General features: G+C 70.9%; 19 protein-coding genes, 5 tRNA genes and 1 pseudogene. 6 read left to right on the plus strand and 19 right to left on the minus strand.

Annotated elements, in window-relative coordinates:
* Window positions 1-119 precede the first annotated feature (119 nt).
* Window positions 120-305, plus strand: coding sequence for a 50S ribosomal protein L28 (gene rpmB, locus IO30_RS0117925; protein ID WP_007266795.1), 186 nt, complete (start codon window positions 120-122; stop codon window positions 303-305).
* A 79-nt stretch (window positions 306-384) separates the two neighbouring features.
* Here the strand turns inward: rpmB and thiD are convergent, their stop codons facing one another.
* Window positions 385-1185 carry a bifunctional hydroxymethylpyrimidine kinase/phosphomethylpyrimidine kinase gene (gene thiD, locus IO30_RS0117930; RefSeq protein WP_031144219.1) on the minus strand — a complete coding sequence of 267 codons (801 nt, stop codon included), beginning with the start codon at window positions 1183-1185 and terminating at the stop codon, window positions 385-387.
* Window positions 1182-2165: a thiamine-phosphate kinase gene (locus IO30_RS0117935; RefSeq protein ID WP_031144221.1), complete on the minus strand. Its 984-nt coding sequence runs from the start codon at window positions 2163-2165 to the stop codon at window positions 1182-1184. The genes thiD and IO30_RS0117935 overlap by 4 nt, the downstream gene beginning before the upstream one ends.
* Before the next feature lie 272 nt (window positions 2166-2437).
* Between IO30_RS0117935 and IO30_RS0117940 the strand changes: the two genes are divergently transcribed.
* The gene (locus IO30_RS0117940; protein ID WP_030028650.1) at window positions 2438-2671 is read left to right on the plus strand and encodes an Lrp/AsnC family transcriptional regulator; all 234 of its coding nucleotides are present in this window, start codon (window positions 2438-2440) and stop codon (window positions 2669-2671) included.
* A 23-nt stretch (window positions 2672-2694) separates the two neighbouring features.
* On the plus strand, window positions 2695-3186 hold the full coding sequence (locus IO30_RS0117945; RefSeq protein ID WP_031144225.1) for a DUF3515 domain-containing protein: 492 nt from the start codon (window positions 2695-2697) through the stop codon (window positions 3184-3186).
* A 69-nt stretch (window positions 3187-3255) separates the two neighbouring features.
* Here the strand turns inward: IO30_RS0117945 and IO30_RS0117950 are convergent, their stop codons facing one another.
* From IO30_RS0117950 to IO30_RS0117960, 3 genes are read right to left on the minus strand one after another with little or no spacing between them, the layout of a single operon-like run.
* Complete coding sequence (locus IO30_RS0117950; protein WP_031144227.1) at window positions 3256-4410, minus strand: D-alanine--D-alanine ligase family protein; 1155 nt, start codon at window positions 4408-4410, stop codon at window positions 3256-3258.
* A 39-nt stretch (window positions 4411-4449) separates the two neighbouring features.
* Complete coding sequence (locus IO30_RS0117955) at window positions 4450-5460, minus strand: NAD(P)H-dependent glycerol-3-phosphate dehydrogenase (protein WP_031144229.1); 1011 nt, start codon at window positions 5458-5460, stop codon at window positions 4450-4452.
* The gene (locus tag IO30_RS0117960; protein WP_031144231.1) at window positions 5457-6209 is read right to left on the minus strand and encodes a lysophospholipid acyltransferase family protein; all 753 of its coding nucleotides are present in this window, start codon (window positions 6207-6209) and stop codon (window positions 5457-5459) included. Before IO30_RS0117960 ends, IO30_RS0117955 begins: the two co-directional genes overlap by 4 nt.
* 243 nt (window positions 6210-6452) lie before the next feature.
* Here IO30_RS0117960 and cofC point away from each other — a divergent pair.
* Window positions 6453-7052 (plus strand): annotated as a pseudogene (cofC, locus tag IO30_RS0117965) (2-phospho-L-lactate guanylyltransferase); the annotation flags it as partial.
* Window positions 7053-7359: 307 nt separating this feature from the next.
* Here cofC and IO30_RS0117970 read toward each other — a convergent pair.
* From IO30_RS0117970 to leuC, 4 genes are all read right to left on the minus strand, one after another.
* Window positions 7360-8040, minus strand: coding sequence for an HU family DNA-binding protein (locus IO30_RS0117970; RefSeq protein WP_031144235.1), 681 nt, complete (start codon window positions 8038-8040; stop codon window positions 7360-7362).
* A gap of 145 nt (window positions 8041-8185) precedes the next feature.
* Window positions 8186-8413, minus strand: coding sequence for an SCO5555 family protein (locus IO30_RS0117975; protein WP_030009267.1), 228 nt, complete (start codon window positions 8411-8413; stop codon window positions 8186-8188).
* Between the two features lie 137 nt (window positions 8414-8550).
* Window positions 8551-9144 (minus strand): 3-isopropylmalate dehydratase small subunit, encoded by a 594-nt coding sequence (gene leuD, locus IO30_RS0117980; protein ID WP_031144239.1) that lies wholly within the window; start codon window positions 9142-9144, stop codon window positions 8551-8553.
* A gap of 5 nt (window positions 9145-9149) precedes the next feature.
* Entirely contained in the window at window positions 9150-10574 is a 1425-nt protein-coding gene (gene leuC, locus IO30_RS0117985; RefSeq protein WP_031144241.1) for a 3-isopropylmalate dehydratase large subunit, read from the minus strand.
* A 184-nt stretch (window positions 10575-10758) separates the two neighbouring features.
* On the opposite strand from leuC, the gene ndgR reads away from it, so the two are divergent.
* Window positions 10759-11475 carry an IclR family transcriptional regulator NdgR gene (gene ndgR, locus IO30_RS0117990; RefSeq protein WP_007266782.1) on the plus strand — a complete coding sequence of 239 codons (717 nt, stop codon included), beginning with the start codon at window positions 10759-10761 and terminating at the stop codon, window positions 11473-11475.
* A gap of 199 nt (window positions 11476-11674) precedes the next feature.
* On the opposite strand, the gene IO30_RS0117995 is transcribed toward ndgR, so the two are convergent.
* From IO30_RS0117995 to IO30_RS0118040, 10 genes are all read right to left on the minus strand, one after another.
* Window positions 11675-11747 (minus strand) — tRNA-Glu (locus IO30_RS0117995).
* 23 nt (window positions 11748-11770) lie between these two features.
* A tRNA-Gln gene (locus tag IO30_RS0118000) sits at window positions 11771-11842 on the minus strand.
* Between the two features lie 24 nt (window positions 11843-11866).
* A tRNA-Glu gene (locus IO30_RS0118005) sits at window positions 11867-11939 on the minus strand.
* A gap of 61 nt (window positions 11940-12000) precedes the next feature.
* Window positions 12001-12073, minus strand: a tRNA-Glu gene (locus tag IO30_RS0118010).
* Between the two features lie 26 nt (window positions 12074-12099).
* A tRNA-Gln gene (locus tag IO30_RS0118015) sits at window positions 12100-12171 on the minus strand.
* 89 nt (window positions 12172-12260) lie between these two features.
* The gene (locus IO30_RS0118020) at window positions 12261-12992 is read right to left on the minus strand and encodes an HAD family hydrolase (RefSeq protein ID WP_031144243.1); all 732 of its coding nucleotides are present in this window, start codon (window positions 12990-12992) and stop codon (window positions 12261-12263) included.
* Window positions 12993-13002: 10 nt separating this feature from the next.
* Window positions 13003-13674, minus strand: coding sequence for a DUF4241 domain-containing protein (locus tag IO30_RS0118025; protein WP_031144245.1), 672 nt, complete (start codon window positions 13672-13674; stop codon window positions 13003-13005).
* Between the two features lie 128 nt (window positions 13675-13802).
* Window positions 13803-15317 (minus strand): glutamate--tRNA ligase, encoded by a 1515-nt coding sequence (gltX, locus tag IO30_RS0118030; protein ID WP_051859526.1) that lies wholly within the window; start codon window positions 15315-15317, stop codon window positions 13803-13805.
* The gene (locus tag IO30_RS0118035) at window positions 15310-16086 is read right to left on the minus strand and encodes a fumarylacetoacetate hydrolase family protein (protein WP_031144249.1); all 777 of its coding nucleotides are present in this window, start codon (window positions 16084-16086) and stop codon (window positions 15310-15312) included. Before IO30_RS0118035 ends, gltX begins: the two co-directional genes overlap by 8 nt.
* A 97-nt stretch (window positions 16087-16183) precedes the next feature.
* Complete coding sequence (locus tag IO30_RS0118040) at window positions 16184-16372, minus strand: hypothetical protein (RefSeq protein ID WP_031144250.1); 189 nt, start codon at window positions 16370-16372, stop codon at window positions 16184-16186.
* A 575-nt stretch (window positions 16373-16947) separates the two neighbouring features.
* Between IO30_RS0118040 and IO30_RS0118045 the strand changes: the two genes are divergently transcribed.
* Window positions 16948-20643 carry a sensor histidine kinase gene (locus tag IO30_RS0118045; protein WP_037894409.1) on the plus strand — a complete coding sequence of 1232 codons (3696 nt, stop codon included), beginning with the start codon at window positions 16948-16950 and terminating at the stop codon, window positions 20641-20643.
* The last annotated feature ends 9 nt before the right edge of the window (window positions 20644-20652 follow it).

The raw sequence follows: 20652 nt of genomic DNA on the forward strand, positions 1-20652 counted from the left end.
GTATGCTGCTCCGGTTGCCCGGCGAGAGTCGGGCCATTCCCCCGGCAAACCACTTCAGACTCTCTGATTCCGGTGCGCCGGTTTCACTGTAATTGCATCTGAAGTCTTTGGAGTGACCTGTGGCTGCCAACTGCGACGTTTGCGCCAAGGGGCCGAGCTTCGGCAACAACATCTCCCACTCGCACCGCCGCACCTCGCGTCGCTGGAACCCGAACATCCAGCGCGTCCGTGCCGTGGTCAATGGGACGCCGAAGCGCCTCAACGCCTGCACCTCGTGCATCAAGGCCGGCAAGGTCTCGCGCTGACGCCTCCCGTCGTAGCGCAGCCCTTTCCGGTTGCCAAGAAGGCCGGTTCACCTCTGGTGAACCGGCCTTTTGCCTTTCCTCAGCGCCGGCGCCAGGCGTGGTCCACGGGGCCGATGCCCCCGCCGAGCGCGAAGCCCGCGGCGATGGCGCCCGTGACGTACTCCTTGGCCGCGGTGACGGACTCCGGGACGGTCAGTCCCTGCGCGAGGCCCGCGGCGATCGCGCTGGCGAGGGTGCAGCCGGTGCCGTGGGTGTGCCGGTTGTCGTAGCGCGGCGCCCGGAGCCACCGCTCCTCGGTCCCGTCGGTCAGCAGGTCCACGGCCTCGCCGCCGTGCGCCGCGAGGTGCCCGCCCTTGATGAGCGCCCACTGCGGCCCGTATCCGAGGACGGCGTCGGCGGCCCGGCGCATGCCGTCCTCGTCGTGCACGCTCACGCCCGTGAGCTGCGCCACCTCGTCCAGGTTCGGCGTGGCCACCGTGGCCCTCGGGAGCAGCTCCTTGCGTACGGCCTCCAGGGCCGAGGCGGCGAGCAGGGCGTCCCCGTGCTTGGAGACGCCCACGGGGTCGACGACGGCCGGGGCGTCGGTGGTGGCCAGGAGTGCGGCCACCGTCTCCACCAGAACGGCGGAGGAGAGCATGCCGGTCTTCACGGCCCGTACGCCGATGTCGTCCACGACGGCCCGGTACTGGGCCGTGACGGCCTCGGCGGGCAGTTCCCAGACTCCCCGTACCCCGAGCGAGTTCTGGGCGGTCACGGCGGTGACCACGCTCATGCCGTGCACGCCGAGCGCGAGCATGGTCTTCAGGTCGGCCTGGATGCCCGCGCCGCCGCCGGAGTCGGATCCGGCGACGGTCAGGCACAGCGGCGGGGCGCCGCTCATCGCGGGTTCTCCTCGGGGACCGGGTCGGCTCCGAAGTGGTCCCAGCCGCCGGCGCTGGCCCAGGGCGCGCCGTCGACGGTCACCTGGGGCAGGGCTGAGCGGTTGAGCACCTCGCCGATGACCTTCCAGCGGGCCGGCAGCTTCACGTCGGGCGGGAAGGTGGCCACGATCGCGTGGTCCTCTCCCCCGGTCAGCACCCACTGCAGGGGGTCCACGCCGACGGCCTGGCCGATGTCGTGCATCTGCGTCGGGATATCGACGGCCGCCGTGCGCAGGTCGATCCGCACCTTGCTGGCCTCGGCGATGTGGCCGAGGTCCGCGATCAGGCCGTCACTGACGTCGGTCATGGCGGTGGCGCCGAGGCCGGCGGCCGCGGGGCCCGCGTGGTACGGGGGCTCCGGGCGGCGGTGCGCCTCGACGAAGGCCCGCGGGGAGCGGAAGCCGCGCGAGAGCACGGCGAAGCCCGCGGCGGACCAGCCGAGCCAGCCGGTGACGGCGACGACGTCGCCGGGCTGGGCGCCGGAACGCAGGACGGGTTCGTGGTTGCGCAGGTCGCCGAGGGCGGTGATCGCGACGGTGATGGTGTCGCCGCGGACCACGTCCCCGCCGACCACGGCCGCACCGGCCACCTGGCACTCGTCGCGGATGCCGTCCATCAGCTCGGTGGGCCAGGTGACCGGCAGCTCGGCCGGGACCACCAGGCCGAGCAGGAGCGCGGTCGGCACCGCGCCCATGGCGGCGATGTCGGCGAGGTTCTGCGCGGCGGCCTTGCGGCCGACGTCGTAGGCCGTGGACCAGTCGCGCCGGAAGTGCCTTCCCTCCAGCAGGATGTCCGTGCTCGCCACGACCCGCCGGTCGGGGGCCGACACCACCGCGGCGTCGTCGCCCGGCCCGAGCCGGACGGCCGGGGTGGTGGTGAGCCGTGAGGTGAGTTCACGAATGAGCCCGAACTCCCCCAGCTCGCCCACAGTGCCCTTCATCGCTGTGCCCCTTCTTGCCCAGTCCGCTTGCGGTCGCGAGCCGTCACAGCTCTGGGTACCGTCAACAGATACGTCAACTTCTGCTCTCCGTACGCCCCGCGGTGCGTGGCGCCGGACCCATGGGGTGTCCCCACGGCACGTAGGGGAAGGGTCTCCCCGTGGCACGCGGTGACGCGGTACCGTGGCGTCCCTTCTTCCCCCGGCCCTGTTGATTGTGCGGGGCCCACCCGAAGGTTAGGGGAAATGATCCTCGTGGCCGCCCTGGAGGTTCCGTGGTACAGGCGTACATCCTTATCCAGACCGAGGTGGGCAAGGCGTCGTTCGTCGCCGAGTCCATCGGGCAGATCCCGGGGGTGATCCAGGCCGAGGACGTGACGGGCCCGTACGACGTGATCGTGCGCGCCCAGGCCGACACCGTGGACGAGCTCGGCCGCATGGTCGTCGCCAAGGTCCAGCAGGTGGAGGGGATCACCCGCACCTTGACCTGCCCGGTGGTCCATCTGTAGCCCCCGTCTACTCTTGGCCGGTGATGTCCCTCCACCACCGGCCCCTTCGTGTCCTGGCCCTGCCCACCGCGGTGGCCGTAGCGGTCCTCGCGGGCTGTGCCCCGGGCGGTTCCCCGACCCGGGTGGATCCGCCGCCCACGCCGCCCGCCGACGTCGCGGGGCTCTGTGCAGCGCTGCACGAGGAGCTCCCGGAGACGGTGGCCGGCCTGGCGCGGACCCGTATCGAGCCGGAGTCAGCGCTGACCGCCGCATGGGGCGGCTCGGCGATCGTACTGCGGTGCGGTATCCCCAGGCCCCAGAAGATGGCTGATCCGGAGCAGGAGGGCATCCACGTCAACGACGTGGCCTGGCTGCTGGAGAAGCTCGACGACGGGGGCTTCCGGTTCACCACCGGGATGCGGGAGGCGTACACGGAGGTCGTGGTCGACAAGGAGCATGCCACGGATGCGGGGATGCTGGTCGGCCTGTCCACCGCGATCGCCGAGACCGTGCCCGAGGGCGTCTCCTCCTACTGAACACCTCGCACTCACAGCGACCGCCCGCCGGGATTCCCGGCGGGCGGTCGCTGCTGTGCGGCGGGCGTTCTAGCGCAGCCCGGTGGAGCGGCGCAGGGCCGCCTGGATCAGGAGGTCCACCAGTTCCTGGTACTCGACGCCCGTCTCCTGCCACATGCGCGGGTACATGGAGATCGGGGTGAAGCCCGGCATGGTGTTGATCTCGTTGATCACGAAGGTGCCGTCCTCCGTGAGGAAGAAGTCGGCGCGCACCAGGCCCTCGCAGGACGCGGCCTCGAAGGCCTCGATCGCGAGCTTCTGCACCTCGGCGGTCTGCTCCGGGGTGAGCGGGGCGGGCACGATCCCGGAGGCGGAGTCGATGTACTTCGCCTCGAAGTCGTAGAAGTCGTGGCTGGAGACCGGCGGGATCTCGGCGGGGGCGCTGGCGCGCGGCCCGTCCTCGAACTCCAGGACCCCGCACTCGATCTCGCGGCCGCGCAGCAGCGCCTCCACGATGATCTTCGGGTCGTGGCGGCGGGCCTCCTGGAGGGCGGCGTCCAGGCCGGAGGGCTCGTCGACCTTGGTGATGCCGATGGAGGAGCCGGCCCGGGCGGGCTTGATGAACAGCGGCCAGCCGTGCTCGGCGGCGAAGTCCAGGATCTTGCCGCGGGCGGCGTCTCGGTCGGCTTCCCACTCGCGGGGGCGGATGGTCACGTACGGGCCGACGCGCAGCCCGAAGGAGGTGAACACCCGCTTCATGTAGTCCTTGTCCTGGCCGACGGCCGAGGCGAGGACGCCCGAGCCGACGTACGGGATGCCGGAGAGCTCCAGGAGCCCCTGGAGGGTGCCGTCCTCGCCGTAGGGGCCGTGGAGCACGGGGAAGACGACGTCGACCTCGCCCAGGGCCTTGGGGACGGCGCCCGGCTCGGTGTAGACGACCTCGCGGCTGGCCGGGTCGACGGAGAGCACGACGGAGCCCTCGGACTCCGCGAGCCGGCCGGCGTCCGGGAGCCGGCCGTCGGCGATGGCCATCCGCTCGGGCGCGTCGGCGGTCAGCGCCCACCGGCCGTCCGTGGTGATGCCGATGGGCAGCACCTCGTACTTGGAACGGTCGATGGAGCGCAACACGGCGCCCGCGGTGACGACCGAGATGGCGTGTTCCGAGCTGCGGCCGCCGAACACGACGGCCACGCGGGGCTTGCGGCCCTGCTGCTCAGGGGTCTGGGGGAGGTTCTCGCTGCTCATATCGCCACGAGAGTACCCGCTCAGACGTCCGGATTGGAGTCAGCGCCGTTCCGCTTTGGCGCTGCGTCCCATCAGTTCCTTGAGCGCGACCAGCGGGGGCTTGCCGTGGTGGACGATGTCGACCACGGTGTCGGTGATCGGCATGTCGACCCCGTGGCGCCTGGCCAGATCCGCCACCGACTGGCAGGACTTGACGCCTTCGGCGGTCTGCTTGGTGACCGCGATGGTCTCCTCCAGGGTCATGCCCCGGCCGAGGTTGATGCCGAAGGTGTGGTTCCGGGAGAGCGGCGAGGAGCAGGTGGCGACCAGGTCGCCGAGGCCCGCGAGACCGGAGAAGGTGAGCGGGTCGGCGCCCATCGCCAGGCCCAGCCGGGTGGCTTCGGCCAGGCCCCGGGTGATGAGGGAGCCCTTGGTGTTGTCGCCCAGTCCCATGCCGTCGGCGATGCCGACGGCCAGGCCGATGACGTTCTTGACCGCGCCGCCGAGCTCGCAGCCGATGACGTCGGTGCTCGTGTACGGGCGGAAGTACGGGGTGTGGCAGGCGGCCTGGAGGCGCCGGGCCACGTCCTCGTCCACACAGGCGACCACCGAGGCGGCGGGCTGGCGGGCGGCGATCTCACGGGCCAGGTTGGGGCCGGTGACCACGGCGACCCGCTCGGCGGGGACCTTGGCCACCTCCTCGATGACCTCGCTCATCCGCTTGGTCGTGCCGAGTTCGACGCCCTTCATCAGGGAGACGAGCACGGTGTCGGGCGCCAGCAGGGGTGCCCATGCGGCGAGGTTGCCGCGCAGGGTCTGGGAGGGGACGGCGAGGACGGTGAAGTCGGCGCCGGCCGCGGCCTCGGCCGGGTCGGTGGTGGCCCGGATCCCTGCGGGGAGTTCGACGTCGGGGAAGTAGTCCGGGTTGGTCCGGCCGGTGTTGATGGCTTCGACCAGCTCCTGGCGGCGGCCCCACAGGGTCACCTCGCACCCCGCGTCGGCGAGGACGATGGCGAAGGCCGTGCCCCACGAGCCGGTTCCGAAGACGGTGGCCTTCACGGCGTTCGTCACTTCTTGCCCTCCCCCGCGGCCTTGTGCCGCTGCTGCTCCCTGGCCTTGCGATGGTCGTACGGCTGCGCGGGCGCGCGTTCGCCCCGCACTTCCTCCAGCAGCCCGGTGACGGCCGCCATGATGACCTCGGTCGCCTCCTTGAGCACGTCCGGGGTCGGTTCCCGGTCGTAGAAGGCCGAGAGGTCCACGGGCGGTCCGGCGAGCACCTGGAGGGTCTTGCGCGGGAAGAGCCGGACCTTGTTCTCCTCGGCGTAGGGCGGCATCGCGAGGTTGGCGCCCCACTGGGCCACCGGAATGACGGGGGCCCTCGTGATCAGTGCGACCCGGGCGGCGCCGGTCTTGCCGGCCATCGGCCACATGTCGGGGTCGCGGGTGAGGGTGCCTTCCGGGTAAAAGGCCACGCATTCGCCGCTCTCGATCGCCTCCACCGCCGCCCGGAATGCGTCGAGGGCGTTGGTGCTCTCCCGGTAGACCGGGATCTGCCCGCTGCCGCGCAGGATCGATCCGACAATCGGGACCTTGAAGAGGGCGGCCTTCGCGAGCAATCGGGGCACCCGGCCGGTGTTGTACTGGAAGTGCGCGTAGGAGAGCGGGTCCAGATACGAGTTGTGATTGACGGCGGTGATAAAGCCGCCCTCGGCCGGAATGTGCTCCATTCCCCGCCAGTCCCGCTTGAAGAGCACTACCAGCGGCGGTTTCGCGATGACCGCTGCCAGGCGGTACCAGAAGCCGATTCTGCGGCGGGACACTCGGACACCTTCCTCTAGGACCGGTGCGCGGCTTGGGGCACCTCGTCGGCCGGACAAGTGTCGCTCCAGGCCCGGTCTCTGTCGAGAACACCGTACGCCCCGCTCAGGGCACCGGACTCCTCTGCGGCCCGGCTGGAGGCGACAATGGGCCGACACATGACCCGGCCATGACCTGACCATGGGCCGGGACCGTGCCGGAGAGCGCCGGAGGGAAGGGGAGCGGCCACGAACGCCGTCTGGAGCCTGGTGGTCCCGCTGAAGCCGCTGGCGCTTGCGAAGAGCCGTCTCGCGGCGGCCGTGGGGGCCTCCCGTCCGGGGCTGGCGCTGGCCTTCGCCCAGGACACCGTGGCAGGGGCGCTGGCCTGCGCCGCGGTCGCGGATGTGGTGGTCGTCACGGACGACCCCGCGGCCGGGACGGAACTGGCCCGGCTGGGGGCGCGGATCGTCCCGGACGCCCCCGGGGCGGGGCTCAACGCGGCGCTGGCCCACGGGGCGCGGGCGGTGCGCAGGGCCCGGCCCGCCGCGGCGGTGGCCGCGATGAACGCGGATCTGCCCGCGCTGCGGCCATCCGAATTGCTACGCGTGCTCGAAAACGCCTCGGAATTTCCCCGGGCATTTCTGGCGGATGCGGCCGGAATCGGCACGACCTTGCTTTCCGCAGCCCCGGACGTCGAATTGACACCCTCGTTCGGCGGCCCGTCCCGGGCCCGGCATTCGGCCTCGGGCGCGGTGGAAATCTCCCTGTCCGGCGTCGACAGCGTGCGCCGGGACGTGGACACGGCGGCGGACCTGAGGACGGCGCTCGTCCTCGGTGTGGGCCTTCACACCGCCCGATACAGTTCCGGTATGCAGGCGACCGCGTACACGTACGACTCCCAGACCCGCAGCGGCAGTGTGCTGCTGGACGACGGCACCCCGGTGCCCTTCGAGGCCCCGGCCTTCGACGCGGGCGGCCTGCGGCTGCTGCGCCCGGGACAGCGGGTGCGGATCGAGACGGACGGCGCGGGCACGGACCTTCGGATCACCCTGGTCACGCTCCAGACCTTCTGAGCCGCCGGGCCGTCGTACGCCGCCCCGGCCCGCGAGGACAGCACCGCGGGCCGGCTTCCCCCCAGGAGGGAAGCCGGCCCGGCGTGTGTGACTCGTGCCCCTACTTCTTGCGGGCGGTGGTCTTCTTCGCGGTGGCCTTGCGCGTCGCCGTCTTCTTGGCGGGCGCCTTCGTCGCAGCGGTGGCCTTCTTGGCCGCCGGGGCGGTCTTCTTCGCGGTGGCGGTGGTCTTCTTCGCCGCGGGGGTCGCCTTCTTGGCGGTGGCCGTGGCCTTCTTCGCCGTGGCCGTCGCCTTCTTCGCGGTCGCCGTGCTCTTGACCGCGGCCTTCTTGGCGGTGGCGGTGGCCTTCTTGGCCGTGACCTTCTTCGCGACCGTGGTCTTCGCCGCCGCCTTCTTGGCGGTGGTGGCCTTCTTGGCCGCGGCCTTCTTGACCGTCGCGGAAGCACCACCGGTGAGGCTGCCCTTGGGCGCCTTCTTCACCGACACCTCGCCGCCCTTGGGCAGCTTCTTGGTGCCGCTGACCAGGTCCTTGAAGCCCTGGCCCGCACGGAAACGGGGGACGGAGGTCTTCTTGACCCGGACGCGCTCACCCGTCTGCGGGTTGCGGGCGTAACGGGCCGGACGGTCGACCTTCTCGAACGAGCCGAAGCCCGTGACCGAGACCCGGTCGCCCGCGACGGTAGCGCGGACGATCGCGTCCAGTACCGCGTCGACAGCGTCCGCGGCCTGCTGGCGGCCGCCCAGCTTGTCGGCAATCGCTTCTACGAGCTGCGCCTTGTTCAACGTCTTCCCCTTCGGAGACTTCGCCAGAACGAATGTGTTCAAGCTTATTTCGCACGTTAGGCGGATATATACCGCAAATCAAACACGAAACGGGCTAATCACCCTAGTGCCGCAACGCTGTAGGCCGTTACGGAGTTCCTTCGCATCAGTCGCCTTCAGGGAATCGACCCTCGTCGAGGTCCTTCATCAACCTGTCCAGGCGCCTTGCCGCATCGGCGAGATCGTGCTTCGCCGCGGCTGTGACGACCAACAGCTTCCGGGACAGCGCCATCCTTACGCCCTCCGGGACTTGCAGTGAGCGCACCCGTGTGTGTGCTTCTTTCAACCGGTCCGCGACGAGCTCGTAGAGCTCGAGTTGACTGTCGCGTTCCATGCACAGATTGTGCCATCTGGGGCGAGTTGTCGCCTCACGGGGCCTCAACAAACGCCTGTGCCCCCCGCCGTAAGGCGAGGGGCACAGTGTTGCCTATGTGATCACCCGAAGGCGAATAAGCGCTGATCAGGCCGGAATCAGGCCCTAATCGTGCGCGGCTTGTAGGCCGGGCGACCGCTTTCGTAGGTCGCGATGTCCGCTTCGTTCTGAAGGGTGAGCGAGATGTCGTCCAGCCCCTCCAGCAGCCTCCAGCGGGCGTTGTCGTCGAGTTCGAACTCCGCCTCGATGCCCTCGGCTCGCACCTGGCGGTCGACCAGGTCGACGGTGACCTCGGCGGTCGGGTCGGCCTCGGTCAGCGCCCACAGCCGGTCGACGGTCTCCTGCGGCAGGACGACGGTCAGCAGGCCGTTCTTCAGCGAGTTCCCGCGGAAGATGTCGGCGAAGCGGGAGGAGATGACCGTCTTGAAGCCGAAGTTCTGCAGGGCCCAGACGGCGTGCTCGCGCGAGGAACCGGTACCGAAGTCGGGGCCGGCCACCAGCACGGTGGCGCCCGCGCGCTCCGGGCGGTTCGTGATGAACTCCGGGTCCTTGCGCCAGGCCTCGAACAGCCCGTCCTCGAACCCGTCGCGGGTGATCTTCTTCAGCCAGTGGGCCGGGATGATCTGGTCGGTGTCGACGTTGCTGCGGCGCAGCGGAACGGCCCGGCCGGTGTGGGTGGTGAAGGCTTCCATGGTGTTCAGACTCCGGCGGTCGCGGGGGCTTCGGACAGGTCGGCGGGCGAGGCCAGATGGCCCAGCACCGCGGTGGCGGCGGCCACCTGCGGGGAGACCAGGTGGGTCCGCCCGCCCTTGCCCTGCCGGCCCTCGAAGTTGCGGTTGGAGGTGGACGCGGAACGCTCACCGGGCGCCAGTTGGTCGGGGTTCATGCCCAGACACATCGAGCAGCCCGCGTGCCGCCATTCGGCGCCGGCCTCCTTGAAGACCTTGTCCAGGCCCTCTTCCACGGCCTGCAGGGCCACCCGGACCGAGCCGGGGACGACCAGCATCCGTACGCCGTCGGCGACTTTGCGGCCCTCGATGATCCCGGCGACGGCGCGCAGGTCCTCGATGCGGCCGTTGGTGCACGAACCTACGAAGACGGTGTCGACCTTGATGTCACGCAGCGGCTGCCCGGCGGTCAACCCCATGTACTCCAGGGCCTTTTCGGCGGCGTGGCGCTCCGAAGCGTCTTCGTACGAAGCCGGGTCGGGGACGCTGGCCGACAGGGGCGCGCCCTGGCCCGGGTTGGTGCCCCAGGTGACGAACGGGGACAGCGTGGTGCCGTCGATGACGACCTCGGCGTCGAAGACCGCGTCGTCGTCGGTGCGCAGGGTCTGCCAGTAGGCGACCGCCGCGTCCCAGTCCGCGCCCTCGGGGGCGTGGTCGCGGCCCTGGAGGTAGTCGAAGGTGGTCTGGTCGGGGGCGATCATGCCCGCCCGGGCGCCGGCCTCGATCGACATGTTGCAGATGGTCATGCGGGCTTCCATCGACAGCTTCTCGATGGCCTCGCCGCGGTACTCCAGGACGTAGCCCTGGCCGCCGCCGGTGCCGATCCTGGCGATGATGGCCAGGATCAGGTCCTTGGCGGTGACGCCCTCGGCCAGCGCGCCGGTGACGGTGATCGCCATGGTCTTCGGACGGGCCAGCGGCAGCGTCTGGGTGGCCAGCACGTGCTCGACCTGGCTGGTGCCGATGCCGAAGGCCAGCGCGCCGAAGGCGCCGTGCGTGGAGGTGTGCGAGTCGCCGCAGACCACGGTGGTTCCCGGCTGGGTCAGACCCAGCTGCGGTCCCACGACGTGGACGACGCCCTGTTCGACGTCACCCAGCGAATGCAGGCGCACACCGAACTCGGCGCAGTTCTTGCGCAGCGTCTCCAGCTGGGCCCGGGAGACCGGGTCCGCGATCGGCTTGTCGATGTCGATGGTGGGGGTGTTGTGGTCCTCGGTCGCGATGGTGAGGTCGAGGCGTCGGACCTTGCGGCCGGCCTGGCGCAGACCCTCGAAGGCCTGCGGGCTGGTCACCTCGTGCAGCAGGTGCAGATCGATGAAGAGGAGGTCGGGCTCGCCTTCAGCGCGCCGGACGACATGGTCGTCCCAGACCTTCTCCGCGAGTGTCCTACCCATCGCTTTCCCTCCGGCCGGCCGGTTGTGCCGGCGCTTCATAGAGACCTGGTGCGCCTGATCGCCCGTACCCCACGTCCCGGACGACGGCTCGGACCCAGTGGTTCGTGGACCCGCACATACAGACTCGCTGGTTCTTGGAAAAATTGAACTTGCGTTTCACAGTGTGAGACGTGAATATCGTTTCATGGACAACTCTAGCGGCGTCGGCGTTCTCGACAAGGCAGCTCTGGTACTGAGCGCACTGGAGTCCGGTCCGGCCACCCTCGCCGGGCTGGTCGCGGCGACAGGGCTCGCACGACCCACGGCACATCGCCTTGCCGTGGCTTTGGAACACCACCGGATGGTGGCGAGGGACATGCAGGGCCGGTTCATCCTCGGCCCGCGGCTGGCGGAGCTCGCCGCCGCGGCCGGCGAGGACCGCCTGCTGGCCACGGCGGGACCGGTACTCACCCATCTCCGGGACGTGACGGGCGAGAGCGCACAGCTCTACCGCCGTCAGGGAGACATGCGCATCTGCGTGGCGGCCGCCGAGCGGCTGTCGGGCCTGCGGGACACCGTCCCGGTGGGCTCCACGCTCCCGATGAAGGCCGGCTCGGCCGCGCAGATCCTGATGGCCTGGGAGGAGCCCGAGCGGCTCCACCGGGGCCTGCAGGGCGCGCGCTTCACCGCGACCGCCCTGTCGGGCGTGCGGCGCCGCGGCTGGGCTCAGTCGATCGGCGAGCGGGAGCCCGGCGTGGCCTCCGTCTCGGCGCCGGTGCGCGGGCCCTCGAACCGCGTGGTGGCTTCCGTATCGGTCTCCGGGCCGATCGAGCGCCTGACGCGCCACCCGGGCCGGATGCACGCCCAGGCCGTCATCGACGCGGCCGCCCGGCTCACGGAGGCGCTGCGCCGCTCCGGCTGAGCGCCCGCCGGTCCGTAGACCCCTTCCCCCTCTTCCTCTTCCTCTTCCACCCCCGGGCCCGGGGGCGCGTACGACGCCGCACACGTCCGAACACGCGCCGCCGGGCCCGTACTTGCACCCGGAGCCGGCTCACGGGCGGGCACGGCCGGAAACGGCGAAGAGGCCCTCCGCGATGAACGCGGAGGGCCTCTTCGATGCGTACCCCCGACCGGATTCGAACCGGCGCTACCGCCTTGAGAGGGCGGCGTGCTAGGCCGCTACACAACGGGGGCTAGCTGGTGCTGCTGTTACTGCGCTGGGCTACCAGGACTCGAACCTAGAATAAGGGAACCAGAAACCCTCGTGTTGCCAATTACACTATAGCCCAAAGTGGTCTAGACCAGACCAACAGTACCCCCGACCGGATTCGAACCGGCGCTACCGCCTTGAGAGGGCGGCGTGCTAGGCCGCTACACAACGGGGGCCCTAGCGATCCTGCATCAAGACGTCCGGGTGCGACCCTGGAGATCTCGCGGGAAGGATCTGTACCCCCGACCGGATTCGAACCGGCGCTACCGCCTTGAGAGGGCGGCGTGCTAGGCCGCTACACAACGGGGGCAAGCACTGCGTCACTACTGCACTGCGCTGGGGTACCAGGACTCGAACCTAGAATAAGGGAACCAGAAACCCTCGTGTTGCCAATTACACTATACCCCACCAAAAGTCAACCCCCTGTGGGGGCTTTCCTTTTTTTGGTGGCGCCTCCGTCCGGCCTTTCGGCCCGCTCCGGCGGCGCAGAAAGAACATTACCGGATGCCTGACCGTGCTCCAAAACGGGTATCCCCGGCCAGCAGCTCCGGCAGCCGTTCGAGCCCGGTGATCCGGTGCACGCCGTCGGGCCCCGGCCCCCGGCTGCCCGCGGTGCGGTCGAGCCAGACCGCGACGAGCCCCGCGTCGCGGGCCCCCCGCGCGTCGATCTCCGGCTGGTCCCCCACGTACGCCACGTCCCCGGGCGGCAGCCCGAGCGCCTCGCAGGCGGCGAGGAAGGCCGCCGCGTCCGGCTTGCTGACGCCCAGCTCGGCGGCGCACACCAGCACCTCGAAGCGCTCCCGAAGGCCGAGGCGGCGCAGCTTGGGGTCCTGATTGGCCAGGCTGGAGTTGGAGAGCACCCCGTGCCGGTGCGTGGCCGCGAGGGCGTCCAGTACGGGCACCACGTCGGGGAAGAGGGCCCAGGCGGCCTGGTAGTGCTCCACGTACCGGTCGAACCAGATCAGGCTCTCGGCGTCGGTCATCCCCGGCGCCTCCAGGAAGTCGCGGACCCGGTCCAGGCGCTGCCCCTGGAAGGTGACCTCCCCGGCCGCGAAGCGCCCCCAGTGCCGGTCGGTGATCTCCCGCCACACGGCGAGGGCCTGCTCGGGGGTGCCGTACCGCTCCCCGAGGCGCTCCGCGTCCAGCTGGCGCGCGAGGCCTGCGGCGTCGGCCCCCGTGTAGTCGAAGAGGGTGTCGTCGATGTCCCACAGCACGGCACGGATCGGCATGCGGCCGAGCCTACGCCGGGGGCACCTGCGCCGTGGGCACGACGAGGAAGTCCGTCACGAAGCAGGTGACCCGGCCCTCGGCGTCGCGCCCGACCCAGGTCGGGTAGCAGCCGTCGCCCCATCCGGAGGAGAAGCCCGCGAGGGTGTGACCGTCCTCGGCCTCGGCCAGGAAGACGCCCGGCCCGTCCTCCGCCGACTCCATGGCGGCCCACACCGGTCCCTGCTCGTCCTCGGTGCCGGGGAAGGAGCCGTCGGCGCAGGCGTCGTAGAAGCAGCCGGTGCCGGCGTCCACCCCATAGCCGTAGAACTCGTCCTCGTCGAGGACGGCGGGGTCCTGGCCCTCGTCCACGGCCATCTCCCAGCTCGTGGCCGGCGCGTCCCGGATGACGAGACGCGCGGCGGCGACCCGGGTGTGGGGCCGGGCGTCCTGCGGGTCACCGGGGCGCACCAGCGTGGCGACGGCGGCCTCGGCCCGGTAGCGGCCCGGGTCCACCGTCACGCTGAAGGGCTCCATGTCGCCCGTGCCGAGGTACACGAAGGGGTCGCAGGCGACGATCCGGCCCGTGGGCAGGGTCACGTCGCCTATGACGACCGGGGCGAGGGTCCCCGTCATCCCGTCCTCGTAGGCGAAGGCAGCGCCCCGGGTGAAGTGCCAGGAGTAGTCGGGCGGGGTCATCGGCACGCTGGGCCTCCGGGGTCCGGGAGAGGGCAGTGATCGTTCTTGGGGAACCCTAGGGCGCGCCTGTGACAACGCCGCAGGGGGCGGCGGCCGGGAATCCGGCCGCCGCCCCCTGCGGGGAGTGCGCAGCGTTACGCGGCGAGCTTGGCCAGGGCCGCGTCGATGCGGGAGAGGGACCTGTCCCGGCCCAGGATCTGCAGGGACTCGAAGAGCGGCAGGCCGACCGTGCGGCCGGTGACGGCGACGCGGACGGGCGCCTGGGCCTTGCCGAGCTTGAGCCCGTGGGCCTCGCCGGCCGTCAGGACGGCCTGCTTGAGGGACTCCGGGTCGTTCCAGTCGGCGGCGGCGAGGTGCTCGCGCGCGGTCGTCAGGAGGGCGGCCGGGTCGCCCTTCATGGCCTTGTCCCAGGAGGGCTGGTCCTCGACCGGCTCCTTGCGGAACAGGAAGTCCACGTTGGCGGTGATGTCCGACAGGACGGTCACCCGGGTCTGGGCGTACGGCGCGATGGCCGCCCAGGCCTCGGCGTCGAAGTCCTCGGGCTCCCAGTTGGCGTGCGGGGCGGTCAGCCACGGGGTGCAGGCGTCCGCGAAGGCCTTCGGGTCGAGCAGGCGGATGTGGTCGCCGTTGATCGACTCGGCCTTCTTCAGGTCGAAGCGCGCCGGGTTGGCGTTCACCCCGTCGATGTCGAACTTCGAGACCATCTCCTCGATCGAGAAGACGTCCTGGTCCTTGGAGAAGGACCAGCCGAGGAGCGAGAGGTAGTTCAGCAGGCCCTCGGGGAGGAAGCCGCGCTCGCGGTAGAGGTTGAGCGAGGCCTCGGGGTCGCGCTTGGAGAGCTTCTTGTTGCCCTCGCCCATCACGTACGGCAGGTGGCCGAAGGCGGGGGTGGTCTTGGCGACGCCCAGCTCGATCAGTGCCTTGTACAGGGCGATCTGGCGCGGGGTGGAGGACAGCAGGTCCTCGCCGCGCAGCACGTGCGTGATCTCCATCAGCGCGTCGTCGACCGGGTTGACCAGGGTGTACAGCGGGGCGCCGTTCGCCCGGACGATGCCGAAGTCCGGCACGTTCTCGGGGGTGAAGGACAGCTCGCCGCGGACCAGGTCGGTGAAGGTGATGGTCTCGTCGGGCATCCGGAAGCGGACGATCGAGGCGCGGTGCTCGCCCTGGTACGCCTCCACCTGCACCTGGGTCAGCTCGCGGCAGTGGCCGTCGTAGCCGGAGGGCTTGCCGGCCGCGCGGGCGGCCGCACGGCGCGCGTCGAGCTCCTCGGTGGTGCAGTAGCAGTAGTACGCGTGGCCGCCGTCGAGCAGCTTCTGCGCGACGTCCTGGTAGATGGCCATGCGCTCGGACTGGCGGTACGGCGCGTGCGGGCCGCCGACCTCGGGGCCCTCGTCCCAGGTGAAGCCGAGCCAGCGCATCGAGTCGAGGAGCTGCTCGTAGGACTCCTCGGAGTCACGGGCCGCGTCGGTGTCCTCGATGCGGAAGACGAACGTACCGCCGTGGTGGCGGGCGAACGCCCAGTTGAAGAGGGCGGTCCGGACCAGGCCCACGTGGGGGTTGCCGGTCGGGGAGGGACAGAAACGTACGCGAGGGGGTACCCCCTGCTCCAGCGGAGCCGAGAGCTTGGGGGAGGGTCCGTTAACCACGCTTGATCACCTTGTTGGTGAGAGTGCCGATGCCTTCGATGGTGACGGCGACCTCGTCGCCGACGTTCAGGGGGCCGACTCCGGCCGGGGTCCCCGTGAGGATGACGTCGCCCGGGAGGAGCGTCATGGCCTCGGAGATGTGCACGACCAGGTCCTCGACCGAGCGGACCATCTGGCTGGTGCGGCCGAGCTGGCGCTGTTCGCCGTTGACCGTGCACTGGATCGTGAGGTCGCTCGGGTCCAGGTCGGTCTCGATCCAGGGGCCGAGGGGGCAGGCGCTGTCGAAGCCCTTGGCGCGGGCCCACTGCTTCTCCCGCTGCTGGACGTCGCGCGCGGTGACGTCGTTGGCGCAGGTGTAGCCGAGGATGACGTCCTTGACGCGCTCCCGGGGCACTTCGCGGCACATGCGGCCGATGACGACGGCGAGCTCCGCCTCGTGGTGGACGTCCTGGGAGAACGAGGGGTACGCGATCGGGTCGCCGGAGCCGACCACCGAGGTGGAGGGCTTGAAGAAGGTGATCGGCGCGTCGGGCACCTCGTTGCCCAGCTCCGCCGCGTGCTCCGCATAGTTGCGGCCGACGGCCACGACCTTGTTGGGGAGCACGGGCGGCAGCAGCCGGACCTTGCTGAGCGGAACCTTCGTACCGGAGAGCTCGAAGTCCGCGAACGGAATGCCCTTGATGATGTCGAGGACGAGCTCGTCGGGGGCGGAGCCCTCTACGGCGCCGAAGGCGACATTGCCGTCGATCGAGAACCTGGCGATGCGCACGTGTTGCGTCTGCCCCTCTGTATTTCCGCTGGCTGGAGTCTGCGGACCCCAGGCTAACGCGGCGGGCAGGGACGCTTCGCGTTCCTTTGCGCCGCGCCTACTGCGCGGCGGCGGCGACCGGGGCGTCCATCAGGATCGTGCGGCGCGGGTTCGCGGTCTGGGTCGGCAGCTCGACGGCGTGCTCCGGGGCCAGGGGCGCCTGCAGCTCCTCCGCGTCCTTGAGGTGCGCGAGGGTGGTGCGGCGGGGGTTGGCTATGTTGCGGAACATCGGTCGCGTCGTCTTCATCGGAGTTCTGGACCCTCGGTCTGTCGTGGGGTGTCGGTTGTCGCGTGTGTCGCGTGCGTCAACCCTTGAAGGGGCAAGGCTAAACATCTGAATCCCCCGCCGAACCAGGAAGTAATGGCCACGGCTGTGTGAGTTTGCTCACCAGTGACCAGGCATTCAGGTCATAACGGACAGTCAATTCCGCACCACGAAACGGACATTGCGCCACTGAATGCGTCATTCCGCTCCTGATCATCAGGACTGGGACACCTTGCCAGCCGCACTGTTTGGATGACGTAAGTCCGATTCATCCTGAAAGGCGCACCACATCGAGTAGCGCCTCTGTCACAAGCCGTCACCGACTCTCCGGGCCGACACCCGCACCTTGTTGGAGATCCTCCACTGTGCTGGAATTCGCGGGACCGCCGCGGGAATCAGCCGGCGCGCAGGTGGCGCGACTCAGCGCCGAGCGCGGCGGCAAGGAGAGGGAGACGCGCCGGTCACCGACGACCACCATGGGGCCGTCAGTGCCCCACGACTCGACACCGTCCCACCGGTCGCCCGGTAGGACGCCTGGTCCAGAGGTTGCGACGCTAGTGCAGGGACGATCTAAGAGGGATGGCAAGGGGTCTCCCCAGGCCCGCCAGGGCCGTGGGGAAGCTGCGGCGGAGCAGGAGCCGCGCGGCGGGACCGACCGTGGCTCCTCGCCCCAGCACGCCCAGAACCGCGGGCCGGCTGTCGAAGGAGCACGCCCCGACGCCTCCGCCACGGTGAAGGCGAAGGGCCGCGGGAAGTCCGCCAAGGACAAGCCCAAGGCCGGTGCGGTCGAGCAGGACGTGGCGATACCGAAGGCCCCCAGTGGGCCCGGCTCCCGCCTCGCCATGCAGAACTGGCGCATCAGCACGCGACTCGTGTCGCTGCTGACCCTGCCGGTCGTCGCGGCCACCACGCTCGGTGGCTTCCGCATCAACGACTCGCTCAACGACATCGCACAGCTGGAGCACATGCAGCTGCTGACGACGATGACCCGCCAGGCCACCAACCTGGCCGCCGCGCTCCAGGAGGAGCGGGACAAGTCCGCGGGCCCCCTGTCGGTGGCCCCGGGCAAGGCGAACAGCATCGTCGAGGGCGTCCGCGACACGACCGACTCCGCCGCCACGGCCTTCGCCGCCGCGACCGACAAGGTCGACAGCGCGCAGGACAAGGACGAGACCCTCAAGTCGATCCGCAACAACATCCTGCAGATCGGCCGTCAGCTCACCGGCATCGAGGACATCCGCCGCAAGGCGTACCTCAACGGTGCCCAGCAGACCGTCACCGAGTACAACTCGCTGATCGTCTCGCTCCTCTCGCTCTCCCAGGACATGGCGCAGGCCACCTCCAGCCCGGAGATGATCAAGCGCACGCGCGCCCTGGCGGCCTTCTCCTCCGCCAAGGAGTACGCCTCCATCCAGCGCGCGATCATCGCCGCGTCCCTCCCGGACAGCAGCGAGCGCCAGGGCAAGCTGCTCGAGAACGACCGTCTGTTCGCCCTCTCCGCGCTCCGCGGCGAGAGCCAGTCGAAGAAGACCTTCGAACTCGTCTACCAGGGCAAGCCCGAGGAGCTCCTCGCCGCGCTCGGCGACGGCAACACGGAGATCGGCAGCGCCGACCACTACGCCCGCCGCGTCCTGAGCACCGAGGGTCAGTTCGTCAAGGAGAAGAACCGGTCCTGGATGGACTGGTACGACGCCGACGACACCAAGCTCCAGGCGATGAAGGTCATCGAGCTGACCCTGCTCGAGGACATGGAGCAGAAGGCCCGCGAGCTCAAGAACGAGTCGCAGCAGGACGCCATCATCAACGGTGCCCTGATCCTGCTCGTCCTCGGTGTCTCCCTCGTCGGCGCCTTCGTCATGGCCCGCTCGATGATCCGCTCGCTGCGCCGCCTGCAGGACACCGCGACGCGCGTGGCCCAGGACCGTCTGCCCGAGCTCGTCAAGCAGCTGTCCGAGTCCGACCCGCAGGACGTCGACACGTCCGTGGAGTCGGTCGGTGTGCACACCCGCGACGAGATCGGCCAGGTGGCCGCGGCCTTCGACGACGTGCACCGCGAGGCCGTCCGCCTCGCCGCCGAGCAGGCCCTCCTGCGAGGCAACGTCAACGCGATGTTCACCAACCTCTCGCGCCGTTCGCAGGGCCTCATCCAGCGCCAGCTCTCGCTCATCTCCGAGCTGGAGTCGCGCGAGGCCGACCCGGACCAGCTGTCCTCGCTCTTCAAGCTCGACCACCTCGCGACCCGCATGCGCCGTAACGGCGAAAACCTCCTCGTCCTCGCGGGCGAGGAGCCGGGCCGCCGGTGGACCCGCCCCGTCCCGCTCGTCGACGTGCTCCGTGCCGCGGCGTCCGAGGTGGAGCAGTACGAGCGCATCGAGCTGTCCTCGGTGCCCGGCACCGACGTCGCCGGCCGCGTGGTCAACGACCTCGTGCACCTCCTCGCCGAGCTGCTCGAGAACGCGACCTCGTTCTCCTCCCCGCAGACCAAGGTCAAGGTCACCGGTCACGCGCTCCCCGACGGCCGTGTGCTCGTCGAGATCCACGACACCGGTATCGGCCTGTCCCCCGAGGACCTGGCCGCGATCAACGAGCGGCTCGCCTCGCCGCCGACCGTGGACGTCTCCGTCTCGCGCCGCATGGGTCTGTTCGTGGTCGGCCGCCTGTCCCTGCGACACGGCATCCGCATCCAGCTGCGCCCCTCCGACTCGGGCGGTACGACGGCCCTCGTCATGCTCCCGGTGGACGTCGCCCAGGGCGGCAAGAAGCCGGGTCCGATGCCGGGCCAGGGCGGTCCCGGTGGACAGGGCGGCCCCGGCGGCCAGCCCTCCGTGCCCGGTGCGGGCGCGCGTCCGACCGTGGGCGCGGCCCCGCAGCGCGGCCAGGTCGCCGGTGGCGGCCAGCGTGCCGCCCTGCCCGGACGTGACGGCTCCGCCGGTCAGCAGCGTCCGCAGAGCCAGCAGAACCAGCAGGGTCTCCAGGGCGGCCGGCCCCAGCAGCAGGGCGGTCCCGGTGCTCCCGGATCCCGCCCGCAGGCGGGTCCGACCACGGCCGGTCAGGGCCAGGGTGCCTTCGGTGCCGGTGCGCCGCTGCCGGGCCGTGGCCCGGCCGGCGGTCCGCAGGCCCGTCCGGCGTCCGCTCCGGCCGCGTTCCCCCAGGGCAACGGCTTCGAGCGGCCGCAGCAGCCGCAGCCCCAGCAGGCTCAGCAGGCTCAGGCTCCGCAGCAGCCCGCCGCTCCGGCCCAGCGCGGCCCCCGGCCGCAGCTGCCGCCGCGCGGTGGCGCACCCCGTCCCGAGCTGCCCGGTCCGCAGACCACCAGCTGGGGCGCGGACCAGGCCCGCGGCCACGACGAGCTGTCGGGCCCCGGTTCGACGGCCGAGTTCGCCCGCCCCGATTACAGCGCGCCGCTGCCCCCGGTGGACGGCGGCAACAGCACCACCGGGCAGTTCGAGCGTCCTGACGTACGGGGCCCCCTGAGCCCGTCCGCCACCGGACAGTTCGAGCGCCCTGAGCTGCGCGGCCCCGCGGACCAGTCCACGACCGGGCAGTTCGCCCGGCCGGGCACCCAGGCCCCCCGGCCCGGCGGCCCCGGTGTCGGCGGCTTCGCCCGCCAGCCCCAGGCCCCGCAGCAGCCGCAGCACCAGGCCCCGCAGTCCGGCGGCGAGTACGCCCCCGTACCGCAGGCCCGGCCCGAGGCCCCGCGGCTCCCGCAGGCGCACCGGCCGGAGGCCCTGCCCCCGGCGCAGAGCTCCGGCGACGCCCGCAGCCCGATCTTCGACACGCTGGAGTCGAACTGGTTCCGCGAGGAGGGGCAGCAGCCCCCCGCGCAGGGACAGCCCGCACCCCAGCAGCCGCAGCAGTCCGCTCCGTCGGCCCCTGCTCCGCAGCAGCCGCAGCGCGGCCAGGAGCTCGCGGCGGACCCCGCCTCGGCGACGACCGGCGCCATGCCGACCGTCAGCTGGCGCTCCTCGCCCAACGACGAGCTGATGCGGCAGGCCGAGCGCGTGCGCCAGCCCGCCGCCGGCGGCATCACCACCTCGGGGCTGCCCCGCCGGGTCCCACGGGCGAACCTCGTGGCCGGCACCGCGCAGCAGCAGGCCGAGGCCCAGGCCGGTCCTCAGGTCTCGCGTGCGCCCGACGACGTACGCGGCCGTCTGACCAACCTCCGACGCGGTATCCAGCAGGGTCGTCAGGCCGGCAACAGCGGACCGGCGACCGGCAGTTACCACATCGACCCCACTTACCAGCAGGAGCGATAGTTGAGTTCG

This window comes from Streptomyces xanthophaeus, from assembly GCF_000725805.1.
GTDB classification, from domain to species: Bacteria; Actinomycetota; Actinomycetes; order Streptomycetales; family Streptomycetaceae; genus Streptomyces; species Streptomyces xanthophaeus.